Origin of the sequence: Dokdonia pacifica, assembly GCF_900188275.1 — a bacterium.
Lineage (GTDB): Bacteria > Bacteroidota > Bacteroidia > Flavobacteriales > Flavobacteriaceae > Dokdonia > Dokdonia pacifica.
In genome coordinates, this window is the sequence record NZ_FZNY01000001.1 from 969,048 (window position 1) to 989,364 (window position 20,317).

Annotated in this window: 9 protein-coding genes; 3 read left to right on the forward strand and 6 right to left on the reverse strand. The window is 34.2% G+C overall.

What is annotated here, in order from left to right; translation table 11 throughout:
• Window positions 1-110 precede the first annotated feature (110 nt).
• The 3 genes from CHB80_RS04330 to CHB80_RS04340 are packed head-to-tail and all read left to right on the forward strand — an operon-like array spanning window position 111 to window position 2,358.
• Window positions 111-863, forward strand: a complete 753-nt coding sequence (locus CHB80_RS04330) for a lysophospholipid acyltransferase family protein (protein ID WP_089370193.1) — start codon at window positions 111-113, stop codon at window positions 861-863.
• Window positions 860-1,684 (forward strand): hypothetical protein, encoded by an 825-nt coding sequence (locus CHB80_RS04335; protein WP_089370194.1) that lies wholly within the window; start codon window positions 860-862, stop codon window positions 1,682-1,684. Before CHB80_RS04330 ends, CHB80_RS04335 begins: the two co-directional genes overlap by 4 nt.
• Before the next feature lie 20 nt (window positions 1,685-1,704).
• Window positions 1,705-2,358 carry an HD domain-containing protein gene (locus CHB80_RS04340; RefSeq protein ID WP_089370195.1) on the forward strand — a complete coding sequence of 218 codons (654 nt, stop codon included), beginning with the start codon at window positions 1,705-1,707 and terminating at the stop codon, window positions 2,356-2,358.
• A gap of 31 nt (window positions 2,359-2,389) precedes the next feature.
• On the opposite strand, the gene CHB80_RS04345 is transcribed toward CHB80_RS04340, so the two are convergent.
• From CHB80_RS04345 to CHB80_RS04365, 6 genes are all read right to left on the reverse strand, one after another.
• Entirely contained in the window at window positions 2,390-4,831 is a 2,442-nt protein-coding gene (locus tag CHB80_RS04345; RefSeq protein ID WP_089370196.1) for a carboxypeptidase-like regulatory domain-containing protein, read from the reverse strand.
• 290 nt (window positions 4,832-5,121) lie between these two features.
• Window positions 5,122-5,289: a hypothetical protein gene (locus CHB80_RS24515; protein WP_179218083.1), complete on the reverse strand. Its 168-nt coding sequence runs from the start codon at window positions 5,287-5,289 to the stop codon at window positions 5,122-5,124.
• Window positions 5,290-5,528: 239 nt separating this feature from the next.
• Window positions 5,529-8,483: a carboxypeptidase-like regulatory domain-containing protein gene (locus CHB80_RS04350; RefSeq protein ID WP_089370197.1), complete on the reverse strand. Its 2,955-nt coding sequence runs from the start codon at window positions 8,481-8,483 to the stop codon at window positions 5,529-5,531.
• A 31-nt stretch (window positions 8,484-8,514) separates the two neighbouring features.
• Window positions 8,515-12,435 carry a TonB-dependent receptor plug domain-containing protein gene (locus CHB80_RS04355; RefSeq protein ID WP_089370198.1) on the reverse strand — a complete coding sequence of 1,307 codons (3,921 nt, stop codon included), beginning with the start codon at window positions 12,433-12,435 and terminating at the stop codon, window positions 8,515-8,517.
• A 45-nt stretch (window positions 12,436-12,480) separates the two neighbouring features.
• Window positions 12,481-17,109 (reverse strand): carboxypeptidase-like regulatory domain-containing protein, encoded by a 4,629-nt coding sequence (locus CHB80_RS04360; RefSeq protein WP_089370199.1) that lies wholly within the window; start codon window positions 17,107-17,109, stop codon window positions 12,481-12,483.
• A 69-nt stretch (window positions 17,110-17,178) separates the two neighbouring features.
• Window positions 17,179-20,193, reverse strand: a complete 3,015-nt coding sequence (locus CHB80_RS04365) for a carboxypeptidase-like regulatory domain-containing protein (RefSeq protein WP_089370200.1) — start codon at window positions 20,191-20,193, stop codon at window positions 17,179-17,181.
• Window positions 20,194-20,317 lie beyond the last annotated feature (124 nt).

Genomic DNA, 20,317 nt, shown 5'->3' on the forward strand with positions numbered 1-20,317 from the left:
TGTGTTTAAAAATTATAGAAACCGTTCTGTTTTAGAACGGTTTTTTTATTTTTACGCTTTCAGCATCGCTGAAGTTTATACTGAGTTTATCGACGTACGAAAGCATTCTCATGAGAAAAATTATAGCATACCCAGTAACCATTCTATACTACCTCTTATTTGGGTTTACATTAGTTTTTTTCCATCCTATACAATGGATTTGTCTTCGTGTGTTTGGATATCACGCCCATAAAAAAAGTGTAGATGTCCTTAATTTCTTTTTGCTTCGCTGCCTTAATGTGTTAGGAACTCGTTTTCATTTTGAAAACCCACACAAGATTTCTTTAGACCAACCTTGTATTATTGTGGCCAATCATCAAGGTACGTATGATATTCCGCCTATAATCTGGTACTTGCGACATTTACATCCTAAGTTTATTAGTAAAAAGGAATTGGGAAAAGGGATTCCTAGTATTTCATTTAATCTAAAGTATGGAGGTTCTGTCTTAATAGATCGTAAAGACAAGGTTCAGGCTGTACAAGCCATAAAAGATCTTACCACATACTTAAACAAGCATAATCGCTCGGTAGTTATATTTGCTGAAGGCACTCGGAGCCGCGATGGAGTTCCTATGCGATTTGCAACAGCAGGTTTAAAAACGCTTTTTGAAGCAATGCCAACGGCGCTTATTGTTCCTGTTACAATCAATAACTCATGGAAATTAAACAAATGGGGAGGTTTTCCGATGGATATTGGAGTACGCATGCATCATAAAGTACACGAGCCTTTTCTTGTAAGTAGTGCACCCGTAGAGACCTTAATTTCTAACGTAGAATCTGTAGTTTTACAAGACTTCACCGAAATACGAGAACGCAGGAAATGAGTAAAAAAAAGAAAAAGAATAAAGGCAAGAAAAAAAATAAAGCTAGGAAGTACAAATATTATACATTCCAAGAATCAAATAATCCTGCAGCTGATCTTCGCAAATTACTCCTACAAATAACAATAGGTATTGGAATTATTATTCCTTTTTTTAATACCACTTCCATATTTAGATTTGTTGCTCTTGCCGGATTTTTGATTGCAGTTCATGGGATTATTTCCCTTGTAAGAAGAAGTGATTCTATTCTTTTCCATTACTTCCCTACTAAATATGAGCATGAGTCTAATCCAACATTTGGTGATAAGATTTTTGAACATATAGGGGGTGGATTATTTGGCATAGGGCTTTTCTCTTTAATTTTCAGAATCATTCCTTTAGATAATACCATAGGAGGGTTAGAGTTGTTTTTTATCTCATCTGGATTGGGTTTTGTGCTAGGACTTTTAATTGCTTTTGTTATTAGGATTATACGCCCTAGTGTTTTTGATAGTAATAGACGCCGAATGGGAGTGATCGGAACATATTCGCTTGGTTTAGCACTTTTATTTGCATCATTAGCTTCCTTTATCAATGAAAAAAAAGCAAGTGACACTATTACTAAAAAGGATGTTGAGATTGTATCTAAATCTTCAAATACCAGAAAAAAAGATTCTTATTATATCTTTATTCTTATTGAGGGAGAAGAAGAACGTCTTGAATTGAAAAAAAGTGCATGGGATGCTTTGAATGAAGGCGATATGCTTACGTTAGAACTTAAAAATGGTTATTTTAATTATCCTTTTATTACCAATTTTGAAAAGATTAAATCAGGGCAATGGTAACATTTATATAAAGATTATACATGACAGATCAACAACTTATAGACAACACAATTTCGTTTGTAAAAAGAACACTCGCCAATGCCGAAGGGGGTCACGATTGGTTTCATATAGAACGTGTATATAAAAATGCGCTTTTAATTGCTAAAGGAGAGCCTGTAGATGGTCTTACAGTAGCATTAGGAGCTTTATTACATGATATTGCAGATTCAAAATTTTTTAATGGCGATGAAACCATAGCACCTAAAATGGCAAGTGAGTTTTTATTAAGTCAGAATACAGACAGTGTTGTTATAGAACATGTGATCCAGATTATAAAAAATATCTCTTTTAAAGGCGGAAACAAAGAGCAAACATTTACTTCGCCTGAGTTAGATGTTGTGCAAGATGCAGACAGACTAGATGCTTTAGGAGCTATTGGTATTGCTAGAACATTTAATTACGGTGGGTTTAAGAATAGAAAATTATATGATCCTTCTATTGAGCCTCAGTTGGATATGACACCAGCGGAGTACAAAGCATCAACAGCTCCTACAATTAATCATTTTTATGAAAAACTTCTTCTTCTTAAAGATAGAATGAACACAAAAACTGGGCGTTCTATAGCAGAAAAACGCCACCAATACATGGAGGCGTTTTTAAAACAATTTTATGCTGAATGGGAAGGAAAGCTTTAAGTATAAACTTTGGCTCTATACCTAAAGCGTATTATAAAAGAATCTTTCCTAAAGTTACTTTGTCTGATTGATTAAATAACTTCACCACTTTTACTTCTTTGGTTTGTTTTGAAGTTCCATAATTTCTGTATACAGTATACTTCAAGAATGGAGGCAATACATAATCTCCTGCATCTCCCAGATATTGTACATTAATTAACCATTCTCCTTTTGGAGCGTCGTCTATAATAAACTCTTCTGTTTGGAAACCTTGAGCTAATTCTTGTTCTAGTCTTTCTTTACTATCTTCTAGTGTATGTGCCCATTTAAAGAATTTCTTATCTGGATTTACAAATTGGAATTCAAAAGGTACCGTTTTATCAGACCACTCAATAACCATTCGAATATCTAGATCAAAATCTGTTGTGAGCCACTCATTAGGTAATCTCTCAAAATCAATTTTATCTTTATGAAGAACCACTAAATGTTTAAGCTCGCTTTGTAATGGTTTTTCTAAACCATCAAAATTAACTCCTTTAATTTGCTCTCCGAGCATATTGATATATAACTCTAGTGCTTGATTATATTTTCCTACTTCTTTTTCTTGATATATTAAAGCAAGATCACGGTATGATTGTGCTTCAGAAGGTGCAATTTTTAAAATACGCTCATATACCCATGCTGCTTTTTGAGCATCCCCACCTACTTCATATAAATAGGCAAGTGTGCGTAATGCTTTTGTGTTATTTCTAGAAATATACGCTAAGTCTTCTCGTACTTTATTTGCTAAGTTTTTATCTACTTGATCAAAATGTTTTGCGACATCAACATAAAATTCTAATGGTGAAGATTGTGTTCTAGATATCTTTTGATATAGTTTAAATTGATCTTCAGGCTTAGGAAGTTTGCGCATACGCAAGATATATCCAGGCGTAACATCTTGTATGTTCTGGACGGCAACATCTGCATAATCATTTCCTTTTACAAGTGCTGTATTTTCTTTTTTCTTATCGGTTTTACGATATACTTGGTCTTTTGTCTTTATAATAAAAGCACCTCCTGCAGCAATAGTTCCATAACGTGAATTAGCCATTACAGATTTTAATACAGAAATACTTGCGATTTGTTGTACATCTAGAAAGTTAGGTACATCTTGATACACGGCTCCGTTAATCACCCAAATAGGTGGGATATCATTAGTAATAGATTGATTTCCTCCTCTAATTCTATACACTACTTCACTTCCGCTATATAATCCTCCTTCTACAGATACTCCCGATACTTTTCCTTGAATAAGTTGTTGTAATGTTGTTGCGCCGGCAGCAAAATCTTCTTCATTAAGCTCACTTACAGTATATCCTAATTTATCTTTATTTTCTCTACCGTTACTCGTTTCGATGGTATTGTCTACTCTTTTGTTTCCTTCTAAAACAACTTCACTTAACTCGTCACTCTTTGAGATAATCTCAACGGTACCTATATCTTTGTTTTCTACTAAAACTTCTTTAGAGAAATATCCTATTTTATTAATGACAAGGATATCTCCCACAGCTGCTATTATAGCAAATTTCCCTTGTGCATTAGTAGTCACTTCATCAAAACTACCTTTCTTTGTAATTACTACATCTCTTAAAGGTCCTTTTAAATCTGTAATGGTTCCTGTGATTCCATTTTTAACAGCTTCTGCATTTAGCTCTTGAGGAGTAGAAGATATATTTTTGATTTCACCGGTAGGTACATATTCTCCAGATGTATATTGTGCGAGCTTTTGCATATATGCCCCTGCATCTTTTTGTGTGATGCTAGAAACAGCATATACAGGAGTATCTTGTTGTACACTTAATGTCCCATAATTAGGATCTCCATTAGAGGAAAATATAATAGCATCTGCTCTTGATGTATCTAAAATTCCATAATTAGAAGGTCCTCTATATTCTAAGGAATTTATATGTGAGCGTAAACTTGATAAATCACCATCTTTAACAATGATGTTTTCCTCTTTTAGAATCTCATAACCAAAAGCAATAAATTCTATTTTTAAGTTTTTATAGGAATCTACAAAACCCTGAATGTATGCAAGTTCTGCATCTACATCTCTTCCTAGCATATCTTCAGATGTATCCCAAAAGAGTTTAACGGTTTTGATTGTCTTTTTCTTTGCTTCCTTTGTAGATGGTTCTAATTGTATAGTACTTGATCTATTAAATAAAGATCGTACTGCTTTTGCGTCTAATGAGATAGTCTCATATCCTGCTGCACTAATGATTAATTCGCTTTTATCATCTAGTACTTCGTGGTATCTACGATAATTAAAACGCCCTTTAGCATCTGTGATTTCACCTATTCCTTGATCGCTTACACCTACTTTGGCATTTACAATAGGTTGTTTTGTTTTGGCATTTACAACAGCTCCTCTAAAAACTGTTTGTGCTCCTACTATTGTAGTACATAATACTACTAATAATGTGATAATTGATTTTTGATTGATTTTCATATAATAGCTGCTCTCTTTTATATTTTTGATGTGAAATTATACTCTTATTGTATGTGATGTATATGGTTTAACCTTTTTTTATAACTCTTATTACAATAATTTTGAATTAATTAACAACTTAGCGTAGACAAAGGTATCACCCTCTCTCTAGTTATATTGTTAATCAGCGTTAATGAGTGTTAACATCATCTATTTTAAAAACAATAAGTCCTAAAACGTATTACATTGTTACAATTTTTTTAATTAAAATTATAGGTTGTGATACGTTTTAGGACTTAGACTTCTTTGTTCTATAAAAGTTTAGTTCCTACTGGAAAAAAAGCAATTAAAATAATTTCATCTTTCTTAACAGTTACAGTCGCAATTTCCGCCATATAATCCAGCTGTAAATGGATTACATATCGTAAATGCATCATCTGGGCAAACAATCCAACAACTTGGAACTGGACAACCGCCATTAATTGATTTTTTTTCTTCAGTGTTTAGAGACTTAGCTCCCTCAAGATTTAAAAGTGATTTTAACATAACAATAATTTTTAAGATTAAGTACTTAAATTACATAAAAATTAATTATAAAATGCTGTTAATTAGGTTTTTAACATTTTCAATCACTTTTTATTTAGTAGTTTTTATTTATGTAAAAAGCAAGTATACGCTTTCGCGAAAGCGTATACAACTAGATTCAGCTTACTCTATTTTAAAGCCTGACTTTACTCAATGTAACTTTTTTATGTTCTCTTAAGAGTTTGACCATTTTTACCTCTTTTGTTTCATTAGGTAATCCATAATCTTTATAAAAGGTATATTTTATGAATAATGGAATTAAATAATCATTAGCAAGATCGGCGTACTCAAGATTAATCAACCATTCTCCCTCAAAAGCATCATCTAAAACAAATTCTTCTATAGAAAATCCTTCTCTTGTAGAGTTTTCAAATTTCTGAGATTTTGATGAACTCCAATCAAAAAAGCGTTGATCTGGACTTACAAATTTTATTTTAAATGTTGCTTTAGGTTCTGACCAATGAAGCACAAGCCTACCATCCATGGTACTATTTGTCTTTGTAAAATTATCTAATACTTCATTAGAGAATAATTCTTCTCCGTATAGGCTCACCATTCTATTTAGCTCATTGGTGAGTAAAGGTTTTAGGGTATTAAAATCGATATTATTGATTTCATTTACAAGCATTCTTTTATATAAATCTAATGCCTGATCATACGCTCCATTTACTTCATAAATCATAGCAAGATCTCGATGAGATTGTGCTTGTAATGGCCGTATTCTAGCTATTTCTTCATACAGATATTCTGCTTCTTTGTATTTTTTATATTGTTCAAAATAACCCGCTACAATACGAAGTAGTTTTGGGTTTTTAGGAGCTAGCGTCAAAGCATTAGTAATAATGTCATATGCAATATCAGTATCCCATTTTGACATAATTTCTGAAGCCGCAATAAAGTAGTTTACGTCAATGATATTGGGGCTATTCTCTTTATAATTTTGATATGCGTTCTGAAAGTCAGTTTCTTTTGTAAGTGATTCTATAAAAAGAGTGTTAGAAAAAGAAGTCTCGTAAAATGCTAAATTATCGGTGTATTTGTTTAGTAGTTCTTCTTTCTCTTCTAGTATTCCATCTATTCCTCGTTGGAATTTTTTAGTTCGGATTACGATAAGTCCACCACTGGCTTGACCTCCAAATCTATTCGCCGCGGTCATTGGATTAACAATGGAGATGCTAGATACTTCTTGAGGATCAATATACGGTGCGCTTCCCTGCTCAAAAATCAGTCCGTCAATCATAATACCTGGTAGGCCTTGAGGTATTCCTGGAGATCTGTACCCTCTAGGGAAAATAAAAAACCCACGCTCTCTTCTAACAAATGTCTTATCCAACAAAACATCCTGCAAACGACTGTAATGCGCATCTATATCTGCACTAGTGATTTCGTCTATAGCATAGGTTACTCGTTTTCGTTTTGTAAAAGGAATTGATTTCTTTTTTGATTTACCCGTTAATGTAACCTCATTCAAGAGGTCTCCCTCTGGTCTCATCTTTACACGTAATGGTAAAGAGGTCTCGGTAATTCGTACAACTTCTGTTTTAGCCCCAACATAAGAAAATGAAAGATCATCTCCCTCACCTGCTTGGATACTAAAATTCCCTTCAGCATCTGTTACCTCTTCTATATAAGTACCTATTATGCGTACGTTAACCCCCTGAAGAGGAATACTATCTAGAGAAACAGTACCCTGTATCCAATAATTTTTATCTTCCTTTTGCGCATACACTTCAAAATCTTCCAGATCATACTGTAAAAAAGACAATGCTCTTTTGGTAGTTGTTTTTGTTAAATTTATATAGTGTCCATCTGTATATAAAGAAAGTCTCTGAAGTCTTTCTTGATTACCTTGTGGCAAAGAATTTATTGTAAATACTGGAGCATCATATGTTGTTTTTAAAGATCCGATATATGATGTTGCATCAGAAAATAAAAAAACAAGATCAGGATCAAAATCTGAAGCATAACTTATATGATCATAATTTGCTAGTCCGTCATAAAACACCTCTTCTAAGGTTTTTTTAAAAGCACTATTAGAAACATTCTTTTTAGTATCAAAATAAAAGACATCTTGAATACTACTATTAAATACGATCAATTCTACTTTTAAACTGTCTAATGATTGTAAATAAGTAGACAACAATTCATATTCCTTTTCAAAATTTCGCTTTGTCATACCTCGGGAAGCATCCCAAAATAGGGTAATACGTTCTGGCACTTCTCGCTTCTTATCAAGGTCATAAAACTTGCTTTTTAATTGCCCTACTTTTAAAGAAAAAGCGATACCGTTTCCTCGATATCTTTTCCAGCCATCTTGGCTTATAGCTCTTGTAAAAGAAATAACTCTAGTATCTGCTCCTGCGATTGCAATAGCATGTTGTTTTCCATATACTTTTACAAGCTCTATACTTACAACAACATCGTCATCTACAATAACATTATGAGGGCTAAGATCAATCAAAATGTCTTTTTCTCCTTTATGTACTGTATGATAAATTTGAGCATTTACTAGATTCTGGGAAGGATGTCTTTTTTTATAATCATACACATTTACACGAAGCAAGACACTATCTGTTTTATTTTCAATAAGCTTAAAATTAAGAGTAAGTAGTTTTGTTTTCTCTTTCTTAATTCGAATTCTTGTTGCTATTTCACCACCTAAACCTTGCTTGTCTTTCCAATAACCAAAATGGTTATTTGTATAATTCTTATACCCTATTGTTTTTTCTTCTTCTATAAACTCTTCTAAATACACCTCATCCAATCCTATTGGTTCTGAAGAGAGTTTAATTACAGAAAAATCTTGTAAAGGGTCTCTTAGTTCTCCTATAGTATATGTCTTTGTTGTATACCCAACAATAGATATTTGCAAAATGTCTTTAGACGATAATCGTTTAGGGATTACAAACTCAAAAAAACCATTTTCATCAGTAACCGTCCCTATTCCTTTCTTTACAACACCTACGTTTACATAAGGAATAGGTTTTCCAGTAGACTTATCTACAACTATAGAACTAAGTGTAGTTTGCCCTACTGCAATATGACTAGCTAGGAAAAAAATAACGCATGATATAATTATATTTTTCATAATAAGTCCGCTTTCGCGAAAGCGTATAAAATTATAATACCACTTTCCCTAGTGTTACTTTATCCGATTGTTTAAAGAGTTTTACTACTTTGATTTCCTTCGTTTCCTGTGGTGTTCCATAGTTTCTGTATACTGTATACTTTAAGAATGGCGGTAATACATAGTCTCCTTCATCTCCTAAATATTGGATATTAATTATCCACTCACCACTAGGCGCATCATCAATAATAAACTCCTCAGATTGATATCCTTGTGCTTGTTCATCTTCTAATCGTTCTCTATTTTCCTCTAGTGTATGTGTCCATTTAAAAAACTTCTTGTCTGGATTCACAAACTGAAACTCAAACGGTACCGAACGATCTGACCAATCTATCACCATACGAATATCTATATCAAAATCTGTACGTAACCATTCATTTGGAAAACGATCATAATCCACTTGATCTTTGTGTAGTGCTAACAAATGACTTAACTCATTACGAAGTGATTTTTCTAAACCTTGAAAATTAACGCCCTTGATCTGCTCTCCTAGCATGTTATAGTACAACTCCAAAGCTTCATTATACTTTCCTATCTCTTGGTAAGCTAATGCTAAATCTCTATACGATTGTGCCTCAGATGGAGCGATCTTTAAGATACGTTCATATATTAAGGCTGCATTTTCATAATCTCCTGATGCCTCATAAATATAACACAGGGTACGTAAGGCTTTGGTATTGTTTCTTGAGATATATGCTAGATCTGCACGTACTTGATCTGCCATTATACTATTGATTCCATCAAAATATTGTGCTACATCTACATAAAACTCTAATGGAGATTCTTGAGTTCTTGAGATGCGTTGATACATCTCAAATTGATCCTGTGTGTTAGGAATTTCGCGTAAGCGTAAAATATATTCTGGTAAGCTAGACGTATCCAACGTTCTAGTAGATGATTCTGTATACTCATTGCCACTTACCAGTGCTGACTTCTGTGCCTTCTTAGCTTTGTCCTGGAAACTAACCTCCTTGGTCTTAATTAAAAAAGCGCCGCCTGCGGCTAAGCTTCCATAACGTGAAGTAGCCGTTGTAGATTTTAATACCGTAATACTTGCTATTTGTTGTACATCTAGAAAATTAGGAGGATCTTGATATGGTGTACCATTAACGATCCAAATAGGAGGAACTTCTGTCAAAACAGATTGTGTTCCGCCTCGTATTTTATACACTACTTCACTGCCGCTATACAAGCCGCCTTCTACAGAAACACCAGAGACCTTTCCTGTAATGAGTTGTTGTAAATTGGTTGCGCCAGCAGCAAAATCATTCTCCGTTAGCTCTGAAGCTGCATATCCTAATTTGTCTTTGTTGACACGCTTGCCATCATTGCTTTCTATAGTATTGTCTACACGTTTGCCTCCAGAGACTACTATTTCATCTAACTCGTCATTCTTTGGCGTAAGCTCAATACTTCCTACATTTTGTGTTTCTATCAATAGCTCTTTGGTAAACATGCCTACTTTACTTATTACCAAGACATCGCCTAAAGAAGCTTTTATTTTAAAAGCGCCTTGAGCATTTGTATATACTTCATCAAAACTTCCTTTACGTGTAATCGTAGCGTCTTCTAAAAACCCTTTTGGAGATCTCACAACACCACTTACTAATACCTTAGAAGAACTACCCAATAAAGGATCGGATAAAGATTTTATTTCTTCTCCTGCATAATCATTGCCTTCAATTAATGGAGAAGGAATTTCTTCTGCACTTCCACTTGCAAAATTACTTGTTGTAATTTCTACCACACCACTCTTTCCTAAAGTGCCATAACGTATAGATCCCATCACAGATTTTATGATAGAAACACTCTCAACACGATCTGGGCTCACAAAAGGTCTTGGTGTTTCTGGTGGAAATATCGAACCATCTATAACAATAAGCATTGATCCATTTCTTCCTGAAACAGTGAGTCCTTGTCTTGGGTCTTCTTTTGCAGAAATTCCTGCAAACTTTCCATTTAATGCAGTCCCTAAATCTGGTGCTCCAGGAGAAATTTCTTCTCTTCGTAATACTTTTATATCATAGCCTACTTTATCTCTATTTTCTAAACCCCAAGCTGTCTGCACCTTTTCTTTTTCTTCTTTTTCTCTTCCATCAGCATTAAGTACAACTTCATCTAACACATCATTTTTAGGAACTAAATCAATAGTATACGATGATTTATCACCAATCATAAAACTTTTAGGATACATCCCTAAATAGTAAACAATCCATTCTTCTCCTTCATTTGTAGGGATTTTAAACGTGCCATTTGCCTTAGAAACATACTCTTCAAAAGTTCCTTTTTTTACAATAGTGGCTCCTTGAATAGGTTTTCCTAAACTTGTTATTTTTCCTGTAACCTGTGTTTTTCCAGAGATTACTCCAGCAGTAATGTCTTGTACCTCTTCTTCATATTTGTTGTCTTTTATCAGGGCTGAATTTCCTCTCTTCTTTTTAGATAACGCTACAACTTTAGTTGTAATAATAACAGCAAAGCCTGGAATAATAGGGCCATAACGACTTGTTGTGGTTGGAGAATCTTTTATGATAATAGATTCTATATCTTTATCTACAATGGCAAGCGCTTCATCTATATTAGAAGCTTCTCCTCCATTAATATAAAATTTGGGACTTACTCCTTTTATAAGTACTCGTACACCTTCTGAAGTATATACAATGCGAACTCTTTTAAAGTTATCTCTAAGGACGTATTCTAAAGTTTTTGCATCAGGTGTGATATCATCTGCTGTTATATAACGATCAAGCGCACCTGTTACTCCTCCTGGAATATGAGGAGACACTTTTCTTCCTCTTATTTCTTTATTACCTACAATAATCTTCTCGATCTTTTTTTCTATAACTACTTCATCTAATACATCGCTCTCTGGCAATAACTCAACAGAAAGTGTTTTTTCTCCAGACACCAATACATCTTTGGGATACATTCCCAAATAACGAAATTGTAAAACATCTCCATCACTTGCAGGTATCTCAAAACTTCCATTAGACATGGTAAGATATTCTGTCAAATCTCCCTTCTTAATAATAGATACTTCTTGCAATGGCTTTCCAAGACTCTCTACACTCCCACGTATGATTGGGCCTTGAGGTTTTTGAATGACTGTCTTAGTACTAGATACTTTTCCTTCGCCTGTATATGCTTGTAATAAGTTAAACCTCCCTTGTGTATATGAAGCCAATGAGCGCATATAGTCTGCCTCAACATCAATATTCTTACTTGCAATAGCATACACAGGAACTTCTTGAGATACCATGAAGGTTCCATAGTTAGGGTTTCCATTAGAACTCAGTATCACAGCATCTGCAGTTGCAACATCCAATACATCATAGTTAGAAGGGCCGTTGTAGATCAAGCTATTTACGCTTTCGCGAAAGCGGGTAATGTCCCCATTACGAATCGTAAGAAACTCCTCACTGCGCACCTTGTAATCAAACACTACAAGTCGCAGTCTCAACTCCTTATAACCAGACACATAATTTTGCACATACCCAACCTCTGCTTCCACATCTCTACCTTGCATATCTTCCGAAACATCCCAAAAAACAGTCAGATCATTAACCTGCTTTTGCTTTTGCTTCTTAGAGATAGGTGCTAACTCTATCTTACTTGATCTATTAAAAAGTGTACGTACTTTCTCTGCATCTAATCGTACAGATTCATAACCATTAGCACCAACGATAAGCTCACTATCTGAAGTTAAAACCTCATGATATTTTCTGTAATTAAAAAAGCCTTTGGCGTTTGTAATCTCACCAACACCTTGATTGTTAATTCCTACACGTGCTTCTGCGATAGGTTGTTTCGTTTCTGAGTCAATAACAGTACCTCGAAATACTGTCTGAGCCATAGCCATCGTACTACATAATAGTATGAGTACTATACTGGATAGTTTGTTACGTGTTTTCATATAATAGCGTCTCTTATATATGTTTTTCTAAAATTATAGCCTTACTTATAAAACTACCTTCCCTAAGGTTACTTTGTCTGATTGCTTAAAAAGCTTTACCACTTTGATTTCTTTTGTCTCTTTCGGAGTTCCATAATTTCTGTATACCGTATACTTTAAAAATGGCGGTAATACATAATCTCCCTCATCTCCTAAATACTGAATATTAATTAGCCACTCACCACTAGGTGCATCGTCAATAATAAACTCTTCAGATTGATATCCTTGTGCTTGTTCTTCCTCTAATCGTTCTCTAGTTTCTTCCAATGTATGTGTCCATTTAAAAAACTTCTTGTCTGGATTCACAAACTGAAACTCAAAAGGTACTGAACGATCTGACCAATCGATCACCATACGAATGTCTATATCAAAATCGGTACGTAACCATTCATTTGGAAAACGATCATAATCTACTTGATCTTTGTGTAGTGCTAACAAATGACTCAACTCATTACGAAGTGACTTCTCTAAACCACTGAAGTCAACACCCTTGATCTGCTCTCCCAGCATGTTATAGTACAACTCCAAAGCCTCATTATACTTCCCAATCTCTTGGTAAGCTAATGCCAAATCTCTATACGATTGTGCCTCAGATGGGGCAATCTTTAAGATGCGTTCATATACCAATGCAGCTTTATCATAATCTCCAGATGCTTCATAAATATAACACAGGGTGCGTAAAGCTTTGGTATTATTCCTTGAAATATACGCTAGGTCTGCACGTACTTGATCTGCCATATCTTTATTGATTCCATCAAAATATTGTGCTACATCTACATAAAATTCTAATGGAGATTCTTGGGTTCTTGAGATGCGTTGATACATCTCAAATTGATCCTGTATGTTTGGTATTTCGCGTAAGCGTAAAATATATTCTGGTAAGGTAGAAGTGTCCAATGTTCTAGTAGAAGACTCTGTATATTCATTGCCACTTACCAAGGCTGACTTCTGTGCCTTCTTAGCCTTATCTTGAAAACTAACTTCCTTGGTCTTAATTAAAAAAGCACCACCTGCGGCTAAAGTCCCATAACGAGAGGTTGCTATTACAGATTTAAGTACGCTAATGCTCTTTATTTGTTGTACATCTAAAAAGTTAGGAGGGTCTTGATATGGAGTACCATTCACAATCCAAATAGGAGGAATCTCATTCTCTATAGACTGATTACCGCCTCGTATCTTATAAACAACTTCGCTACCGCTATACAAACCACCTTCTACAGAAACACCAGATACCTTTCCTGTAATAAGTTGTTGTAAATTAGTAGCTCCAGCAGCAAAATCATTCTCTGTAAGTTCTGAAGCGGCATACCCTAATTTGTCTTTGTTGACACGCTTGCCATCATTACTCTCTATGGTATTGTCTACACGCTTATCTCCAGAGACAATTACTTCATCTAACTCATCATTCTTAGGTGTAAGTTCAATACTTCCTACATCTTGAGATTCTATTAATACTTCTTTGGTAAACATACCCACCTTACTCACTACAAGTATATCACCTAATGATGCTTTTATTTTAAAGGTTCCTTTAGCATCTGTATATACCTCATCAAAACTCCCTTTACGCGTAATCGTAGCATCTGCTAAAAACCCTTTTGGAGATCTCACAACACCATTTACCAATATCTTAGAAGAACCATTCAATAAAGGATCTGATAAGGATTTTACTTCTTCTTCAGCATAATTATTGTCCTCAATTAATGCAGAAGGAATCTCTTTTGCGCTTCCACTTGCAAAATTACTTGTTGTAATTTCGACAACACCATTTCCTCCTAAAGCACCATAACGTACTGATCCTGCTAACCCTTTAGTTATGGAAATACTCTCTACACGATCTGGACTAATAAATGGCCTTTCAACATTTGGCGGATATATAGCTCCATCTATTACAATTAACATTCTGCCTTTGTCTGGTCTTGACTCACCTCTACTATTAAAAACGGTCAATGTACTTTCATCATTAGCTCTAATTCCTGCAAATTTTTGATTTAACACTGCTACTAAATCTGGAGCTCCAAGAGAAATATCTTCCTTTTTAATTTCTTTTATATCATAGCCTACCTTATCTCTGTTTTCTTTACCCCAAGCTGTCTGGACTTCATTTTTTTCTTCTCCTTTTCCGTTAAGCACTACTTCATCTAATACATCATTTTTAGGAACTAAATCAATTGCATACGAAGATTTATCACCAATTATAAAGCTTTTAGGGTACATCCCTAAATAGTAAACAATCCATTCTTCTCCTTTCTTTGCAGAGATTCTGAAACTACCATCTACTGCAGAAGTAGATTCTTCAAAAGTTCCTCGTTTTATAATAGTAGCCCCTTGGATAGGCTTTCCTAAACTCGTTATTTTTCCTGTAATTTGAGTTTTAGTATCACCTATTTCATTTTCAATAATAGGCACCTCTTCTTCATAATCATTGCCTTCAACCAAAGCAGAGGGAACAGGTTTATCTTTAGAGACAAAATCTATCGTATCAATAAAAATAGCTCTTCCTATAATTCCTACTATATTTTTCTTTACAGATACCGTTGCTATATTTGTAGGATTAACTGCAAAAAATTCAATGTCTTTTACTGGGTTTCCATTGATGTAGTAAGCCGCTGCATCATTTCTAATAGAAACGCTCTCAAATCCGGGTTTTGTATCTACATAAACACTTGAGAATTTACCCTGTAGCCCAAATGCTACATTTGTCCACCCATCTATATTTGTATCATCTCTTGTAATGGTCTGAACATCAAAAGAACCTAAAAATGGATCTTTATACCTTCCTGTTTCAATATCAGCTCCTCTCTTTACAGGTTCTTTTCCTTTTCCAGAGATTTCCACTTCGTCTAGCACATCACTTTCAGGAAGTAAATCAACTTCGACCTCTTTAATATTATCTTCTATAACGATAAGTTTTGGATACATTCCTAAGTAATTTATTGATAGAATATCTCCTACTTCGGCAGGGATTTTAAAGCTTCCATCTACTTTAGAGGTATACTCTTCAAAGGTTCCTTTTTTGGTAATCGTAGCTCCTTGAATAGGTTTCCCTAAGCTTGTTACTTTGCCTGTAATTTGCGTTTTACTTTTTATTACAGAACTAGCGTTTATATCTTCTAGCGTCTCTTTAAAGTCATTATTTTTTGCTAGATATTCTTTTCCGTCTTTAAACTCTTCTCTACCCGCTTTTGTAGTGACAATCACCTGTAGTCCTTTTTGACCTTGACCTCCATATTTTATATTGGTCATATCAGAATCTTTTATGACAATAGAAGCAATATCACTATCGGCAATATATAATGGTATGGGTTCTCCAGCTTGTAGACCAAAACCATTTACAATCCATAGCGGGGTTTTTCCAAAAATTGTAACCACTTCCCCTTGTGGCGTATAACTTACGACAACCCCACTAAATTTTTCTCTAAGAACTGTTTCTAGAGTTCTACCGTTAGGTGTGATATCTTTATGAGTAATGTAAAAGTCTCCCAGTTTTGTAATTCCTCCGGGCATATGTGGTTCATTGGTGCCTCGTATGATTTTATTTCCAACTATAATCTCTTCATATTTTGCAGTGAGTACTATCTCATCCAACACATCATTTCTAGGAATCAATTCTATTTCAATATCATCTGTATTTTCTACTAATACTACCTTAGGAAACATCCCTAAATAACGAAACTGTAACACATCGCCTTCACTAGCAGATACCTTAAAACTCCCATCTGAATCGGTAAAATATTCTGTCAAATCACCCTTCTTAACAACAGAAACTTCTTGTAATGGTTTTCCTAGACTCATTACTTTCCCTTGTATACTAGGTCCAATTTCTTTCTGAGTCGATGCGTTGTTAGTTGAAGCGGTGCTACCAGATTCTCGTAATAATTTATAGGCTCCTTGCGTATACATTGCTAAAGAGCGCATATACGCTAACTCAACAGGAACTGTTTCACTTGATATAGCATATACAGGAACTTCTTGAGACACTTGTAAAGTTCCATAATTAGGATTCCCATTCGAACTCAATATCACAGCATCTGCATTTGCAATATCCAACACATCATAATTAGAAGGGCCATTGTAAATCAAACTGTTTACGCTTTCGCGAAAGCGTGTCATATCTCCACCTCGAATGGTGATAATTTCCTCACGACGAATCTCATAATCAAACACAACTAGTCGTAATGCTATCTCTTTATATGAAGAGATATAGTTTTGTATATAGGCAATCTCTGCTTCAATATTTCTTCCTTGCATCTCTTCTGAAACATCCCAAAAAACAGTTACATCTTTAATTTGTGTTGTCTTTTGTTTCTTAGAAGCAGGCTGTAATTCTATCTTACTAGATCTATTAAAAAGTGTACGTACTTTTTCTGCATCTAAGCGTATGGTTTCATATCCAATGGCACCTACCACAAGCTCACTCTCTGAATTTAATACCTCGTGGTATTTTCTATAATTAAAAAAGCCTTTGGCGTTTGTGATCTCACCTACTCCTTGATTATTAATTCCTACACGAGCGTTTACGACAGGTTGCTTTGTGGTTGCATCAATAACAGTACCTCTAAATACTGTCTGAGCCATAGTGATCGTACTACATAATAGTATGAGTACAATACTGGATAGTTTGTTATGTGTTTTCATATAATAGCGTCTCTTATATATGTTATTGTAAAATTCTAATCTTATTCTTTCTATTTTTAAGTGATCTTTTTATCTAAGTGTTAGCTTTCCTAGGGTCGTTTTATTTTTCTGCTGAAAAAGCTTAATAAGCTTTACTTCCTTAGTTTCCTGAGGTGTTGCATAATTAAGGTATAGTGTATATTTGAGGTATGATGGTGGTTGTATAGGATCTTCTCCTAGGTATTGTACATTTATGATCCATTCACCTGGAGGGGCATCATCAAGTGCAAATTCTTCTATACTATATCCTTTTGATAATTCATCTTTTAAACGTTCTTGATTTGTGAATATAGAATGCTGCCAAGTAAAATACTTTCCTTTTGGGTTTACAAACTGGATTTCAAAATCGGCTTGAGGGTTGGTCCATTCAAAAACAAGACGACGGTCTTTTTTGAATCCTACTACAAGTAATTCATTAGAAACATCTTCATAACTCACTTTTGATTTATGGAACGTGAGTAATCGCATCATTTCATACTCTGCCGTTTTTTTGAGAGGTAAGAAATCAAGTACTTCTGTTTCATTAGCTAATATTTGTTTAAACAATTCAAAAGCTTGCTGATAATTTCCTACCTGTTGATGAGACAAAGCAAGATCTCTATAAGATTGTATCCGATCTGGAGAAAGCTCTAAAATTCTTTTATATAATGTATTCGCAAGTTGATTTTCTTTAAAAGATTCTAAATGATATGCCATTAATTTTAAAACTTCAATATCTCCAGAAAGGGTTTCGGGTAGATTAGAAAGAATACGTAAGGCAATGCTCTTATCCCATTTTTGAAAATACGTTGCTACATCTGTATAAAATACAATAGGGTCTTCTAAGGATGTATTTTTATAGGTGTTATATGTATTTAATGCTTCTTCTAGAGTAGTTGCTTTTTCTAGTTGAATTAAATAGAAAGGCTTATTTAACGTAGTGTCTAAAACAGCAACATCTTCTGCAACATAATCATTTCCCTCTACCAAAGCAGATGGGGTTTTAATTACCGCTTCTTTAATAGGAGCATTTGCTAATGTGGTTATTTTAATATAACCCCCTGTGCCATCTATAGCAGATCCAGGAGAATTAATAATTTCAATACTGTAAATGTTACTCGTATTTATAAAAGCAAGTATACTTTGATCCTGAGGCACACCATCCAAAAGAACACCTAAAGGGGCATCAAGTGCATCTCGTCGATTTACGATAACTCTGTCTTCATATCTTCCTATAGTAGCTATGCCTGAGAATTTTCCAGAAATGAGATCAATAATATCATGAGACGTCGATTTTTCAATAGCATCTTTTGTAAGCACTTTAGGAGAATATGACTTTCTCTTATATGCTTCATCAATTGCTTCCAATTCCTTTACTTTTTCTGACTTATTTTCTCCAGTAAGTACAACTTCTTTTAGCCAATCTCCTTCGGTTTCTAGCGTGATCTCTATGTTTTTATTTGATGCTACTTGCGTTCTTGCAGTTTTCATACCAGGAAATCTTATTTCAAGTAAGTCTCCCATTTGTGCTTCTATTTCAAAAGCTCCCAATGTATCAGAAATCACTTCGGTAAAGGTTCCTTGTACGGATATTCTCGCTCCATCAAGAGGCCCTATTTCTGAAGTGACTTTTCCATTAATTTTTAAACTACTTGCTTCCTCTACCTTACTATTAGCAGCAAGATCTTTAAGCAAATATCCTAAAGCCTCCTTAGGTGTATAGGTATTTAAATCTAGATGTACTCCATCTGTATATAGTGCTACTTCTTCTAGTAGTTCTTTATTTGCTTTTTTAGATGTCGTTACGGTAAATGTGGTATTATTAAATACAGGTTCTAATTCTGAAAACAAAGTGTTTCCATCGGCAAAAATGATATTATAATGTGTTTTTTCAGAGAGCGTCTCTTTGACAAGATTATAATCTGAAGCTCCTTCATAGTTTGTATTTTCTAAATAAGCGATAATCTCTTTAGAATTTCCTTTCTTCACAGAAAAGTCTTTTTGTTCTTTATAACCAAAAGCAAATTTTTGAATGGTAACATCTACATTCTTTATTTCTTTCAAGTAGCGTTCTATCAATTCTAATTCGGCATAAAGATTTCTTTTATTCGCTTTCGCGGAAGCGTCCCAAAAAATAGTTATTGCTTCGGGTGATGGTCTATCTATGGTTTCTTTCTTTCCTTTTTCAAGTGGGTAGGATACATCCATGGTAAACCCCATTGCTTTTCTTTTATGAGGCTCCCAATAATCTTGACTAATAGGTCTTGTAAAAGACGGTGTTTTATTAGCACTTCCTGCTACAGCAAATCCTAAACGTTCTCCATAAATTTCTATTAATTCAATACTTACAATGACATCAGTATCTGTATAAATCTTATAGCGAGATAATGGAATACGCTCTACACCGCTTCTTCTAGAAATAGTATGATAAATGGTAGTGGTAAGGATATTGTTTTGAGGGATTCTAAAGAGAGGATCAATATCATATACATTTACGCGCACACGTATACTATCAGAAAAGTTTTCTAGTACCGTAAAATTTAAGCTTTTAAGTTGTGTTTGCTTTTTTTTGACTTTAATTTTTGATGCAATTTCTCCTCCAAGACCCAATTCATTTTTCCAATATCCAAATTTCTCAAAATCTATTTTTGAATTTCCTATGGTTGTATTTTTAGTCTTTGTATCTCCTAATACGACTTCATCTAGACTATATCGCTCAGGAACTAGGGCAATTGTATTATTGTTATTAGAAAGTAAAGAAGAGATGGATGCTATAGATATTTGTTTGGTTTTAAAACCAATCATTGAGAATTGAATAACATCCGTTTTTTTAATTTTATTGGTAGCATAGGTAAGATCAAAATACCCTTGTGCATCTGTAACCGATCCTATCCCTTTTCCTACAAATCCCACATTAACAAAGGGAATAGGTTGCTTTGTATCCTTATGAACAATCTTTGCTTTTATGTTTGTATAAGAGCCTTCCGATAGATATTGAGCTTGTATATCTAGGATATAAAAAGAACATATAAGAAAGCAAATTAATAGGATCGTATTTCTTTTCATAAGCAATGGTTAGTAGGTTATGTGTCATATAAAGACATACATAACAGTTGATTACTTACTAAAGATAATTCATAAAATACTACTTCTAGTATATGCCGATAAATACTTACTTAGCGCATATATC

Excerpts from the sequence above, each read along its gene's own strand:
- CHB80_RS04330 (WP_089370193.1), top strand. The coding sequence starts at position 111 with ATGAGAAAAATTATAGCATACCCAGTAACCATTCTATACTACCTCTTA.
- CHB80_RS04335 (WP_089370194.1), top strand. The coding sequence starts at position 860 with ATGAGTAAAAAAAAGAAAAAGAATAAAGGCAAGAAAAAAAATAAAGCT.
- CHB80_RS04340 (WP_089370195.1), top strand. The coding sequence starts at position 1,705 with ATGACAGATCAACAACTTATAGACAACACAATTTCGTTTGTAAAAAGA.
- CHB80_RS04345 (WP_089370196.1), bottom strand. The coding sequence starts at position 4,831 with ATGAAAATCAATCAAAAATCAATTATCACATTATTAGTAGTATTATGT.
- CHB80_RS24515 (WP_179218083.1), bottom strand. The coding sequence starts at position 5,289 with ATGGCGGTTGTCCAGTTCCAAGTTGTTGGATTGTTTGCCCAGATGATG.
- CHB80_RS04350 (WP_089370197.1), bottom strand. The coding sequence starts at position 8,483 with ATGAAAAATATAATTATATCATGCGTTATTTTTTTCCTAGCTAGTCAT.
- CHB80_RS04355 (WP_089370198.1), bottom strand. The coding sequence starts at position 12,435 with ATGAAAACACGTAACAAACTATCCAGTATAGTACTCATACTATTATGT.
- CHB80_RS04360 (WP_089370199.1), bottom strand. The coding sequence starts at position 17,109 with ATGAAAACACATAACAAACTATCCAGTATTGTACTCATACTATTATGT.
- CHB80_RS04365 (WP_089370200.1), bottom strand. The coding sequence starts at position 20,193 with ATGAAAAGAAATACGATCCTATTAATTTGCTTTCTTATATGTTCTTTT.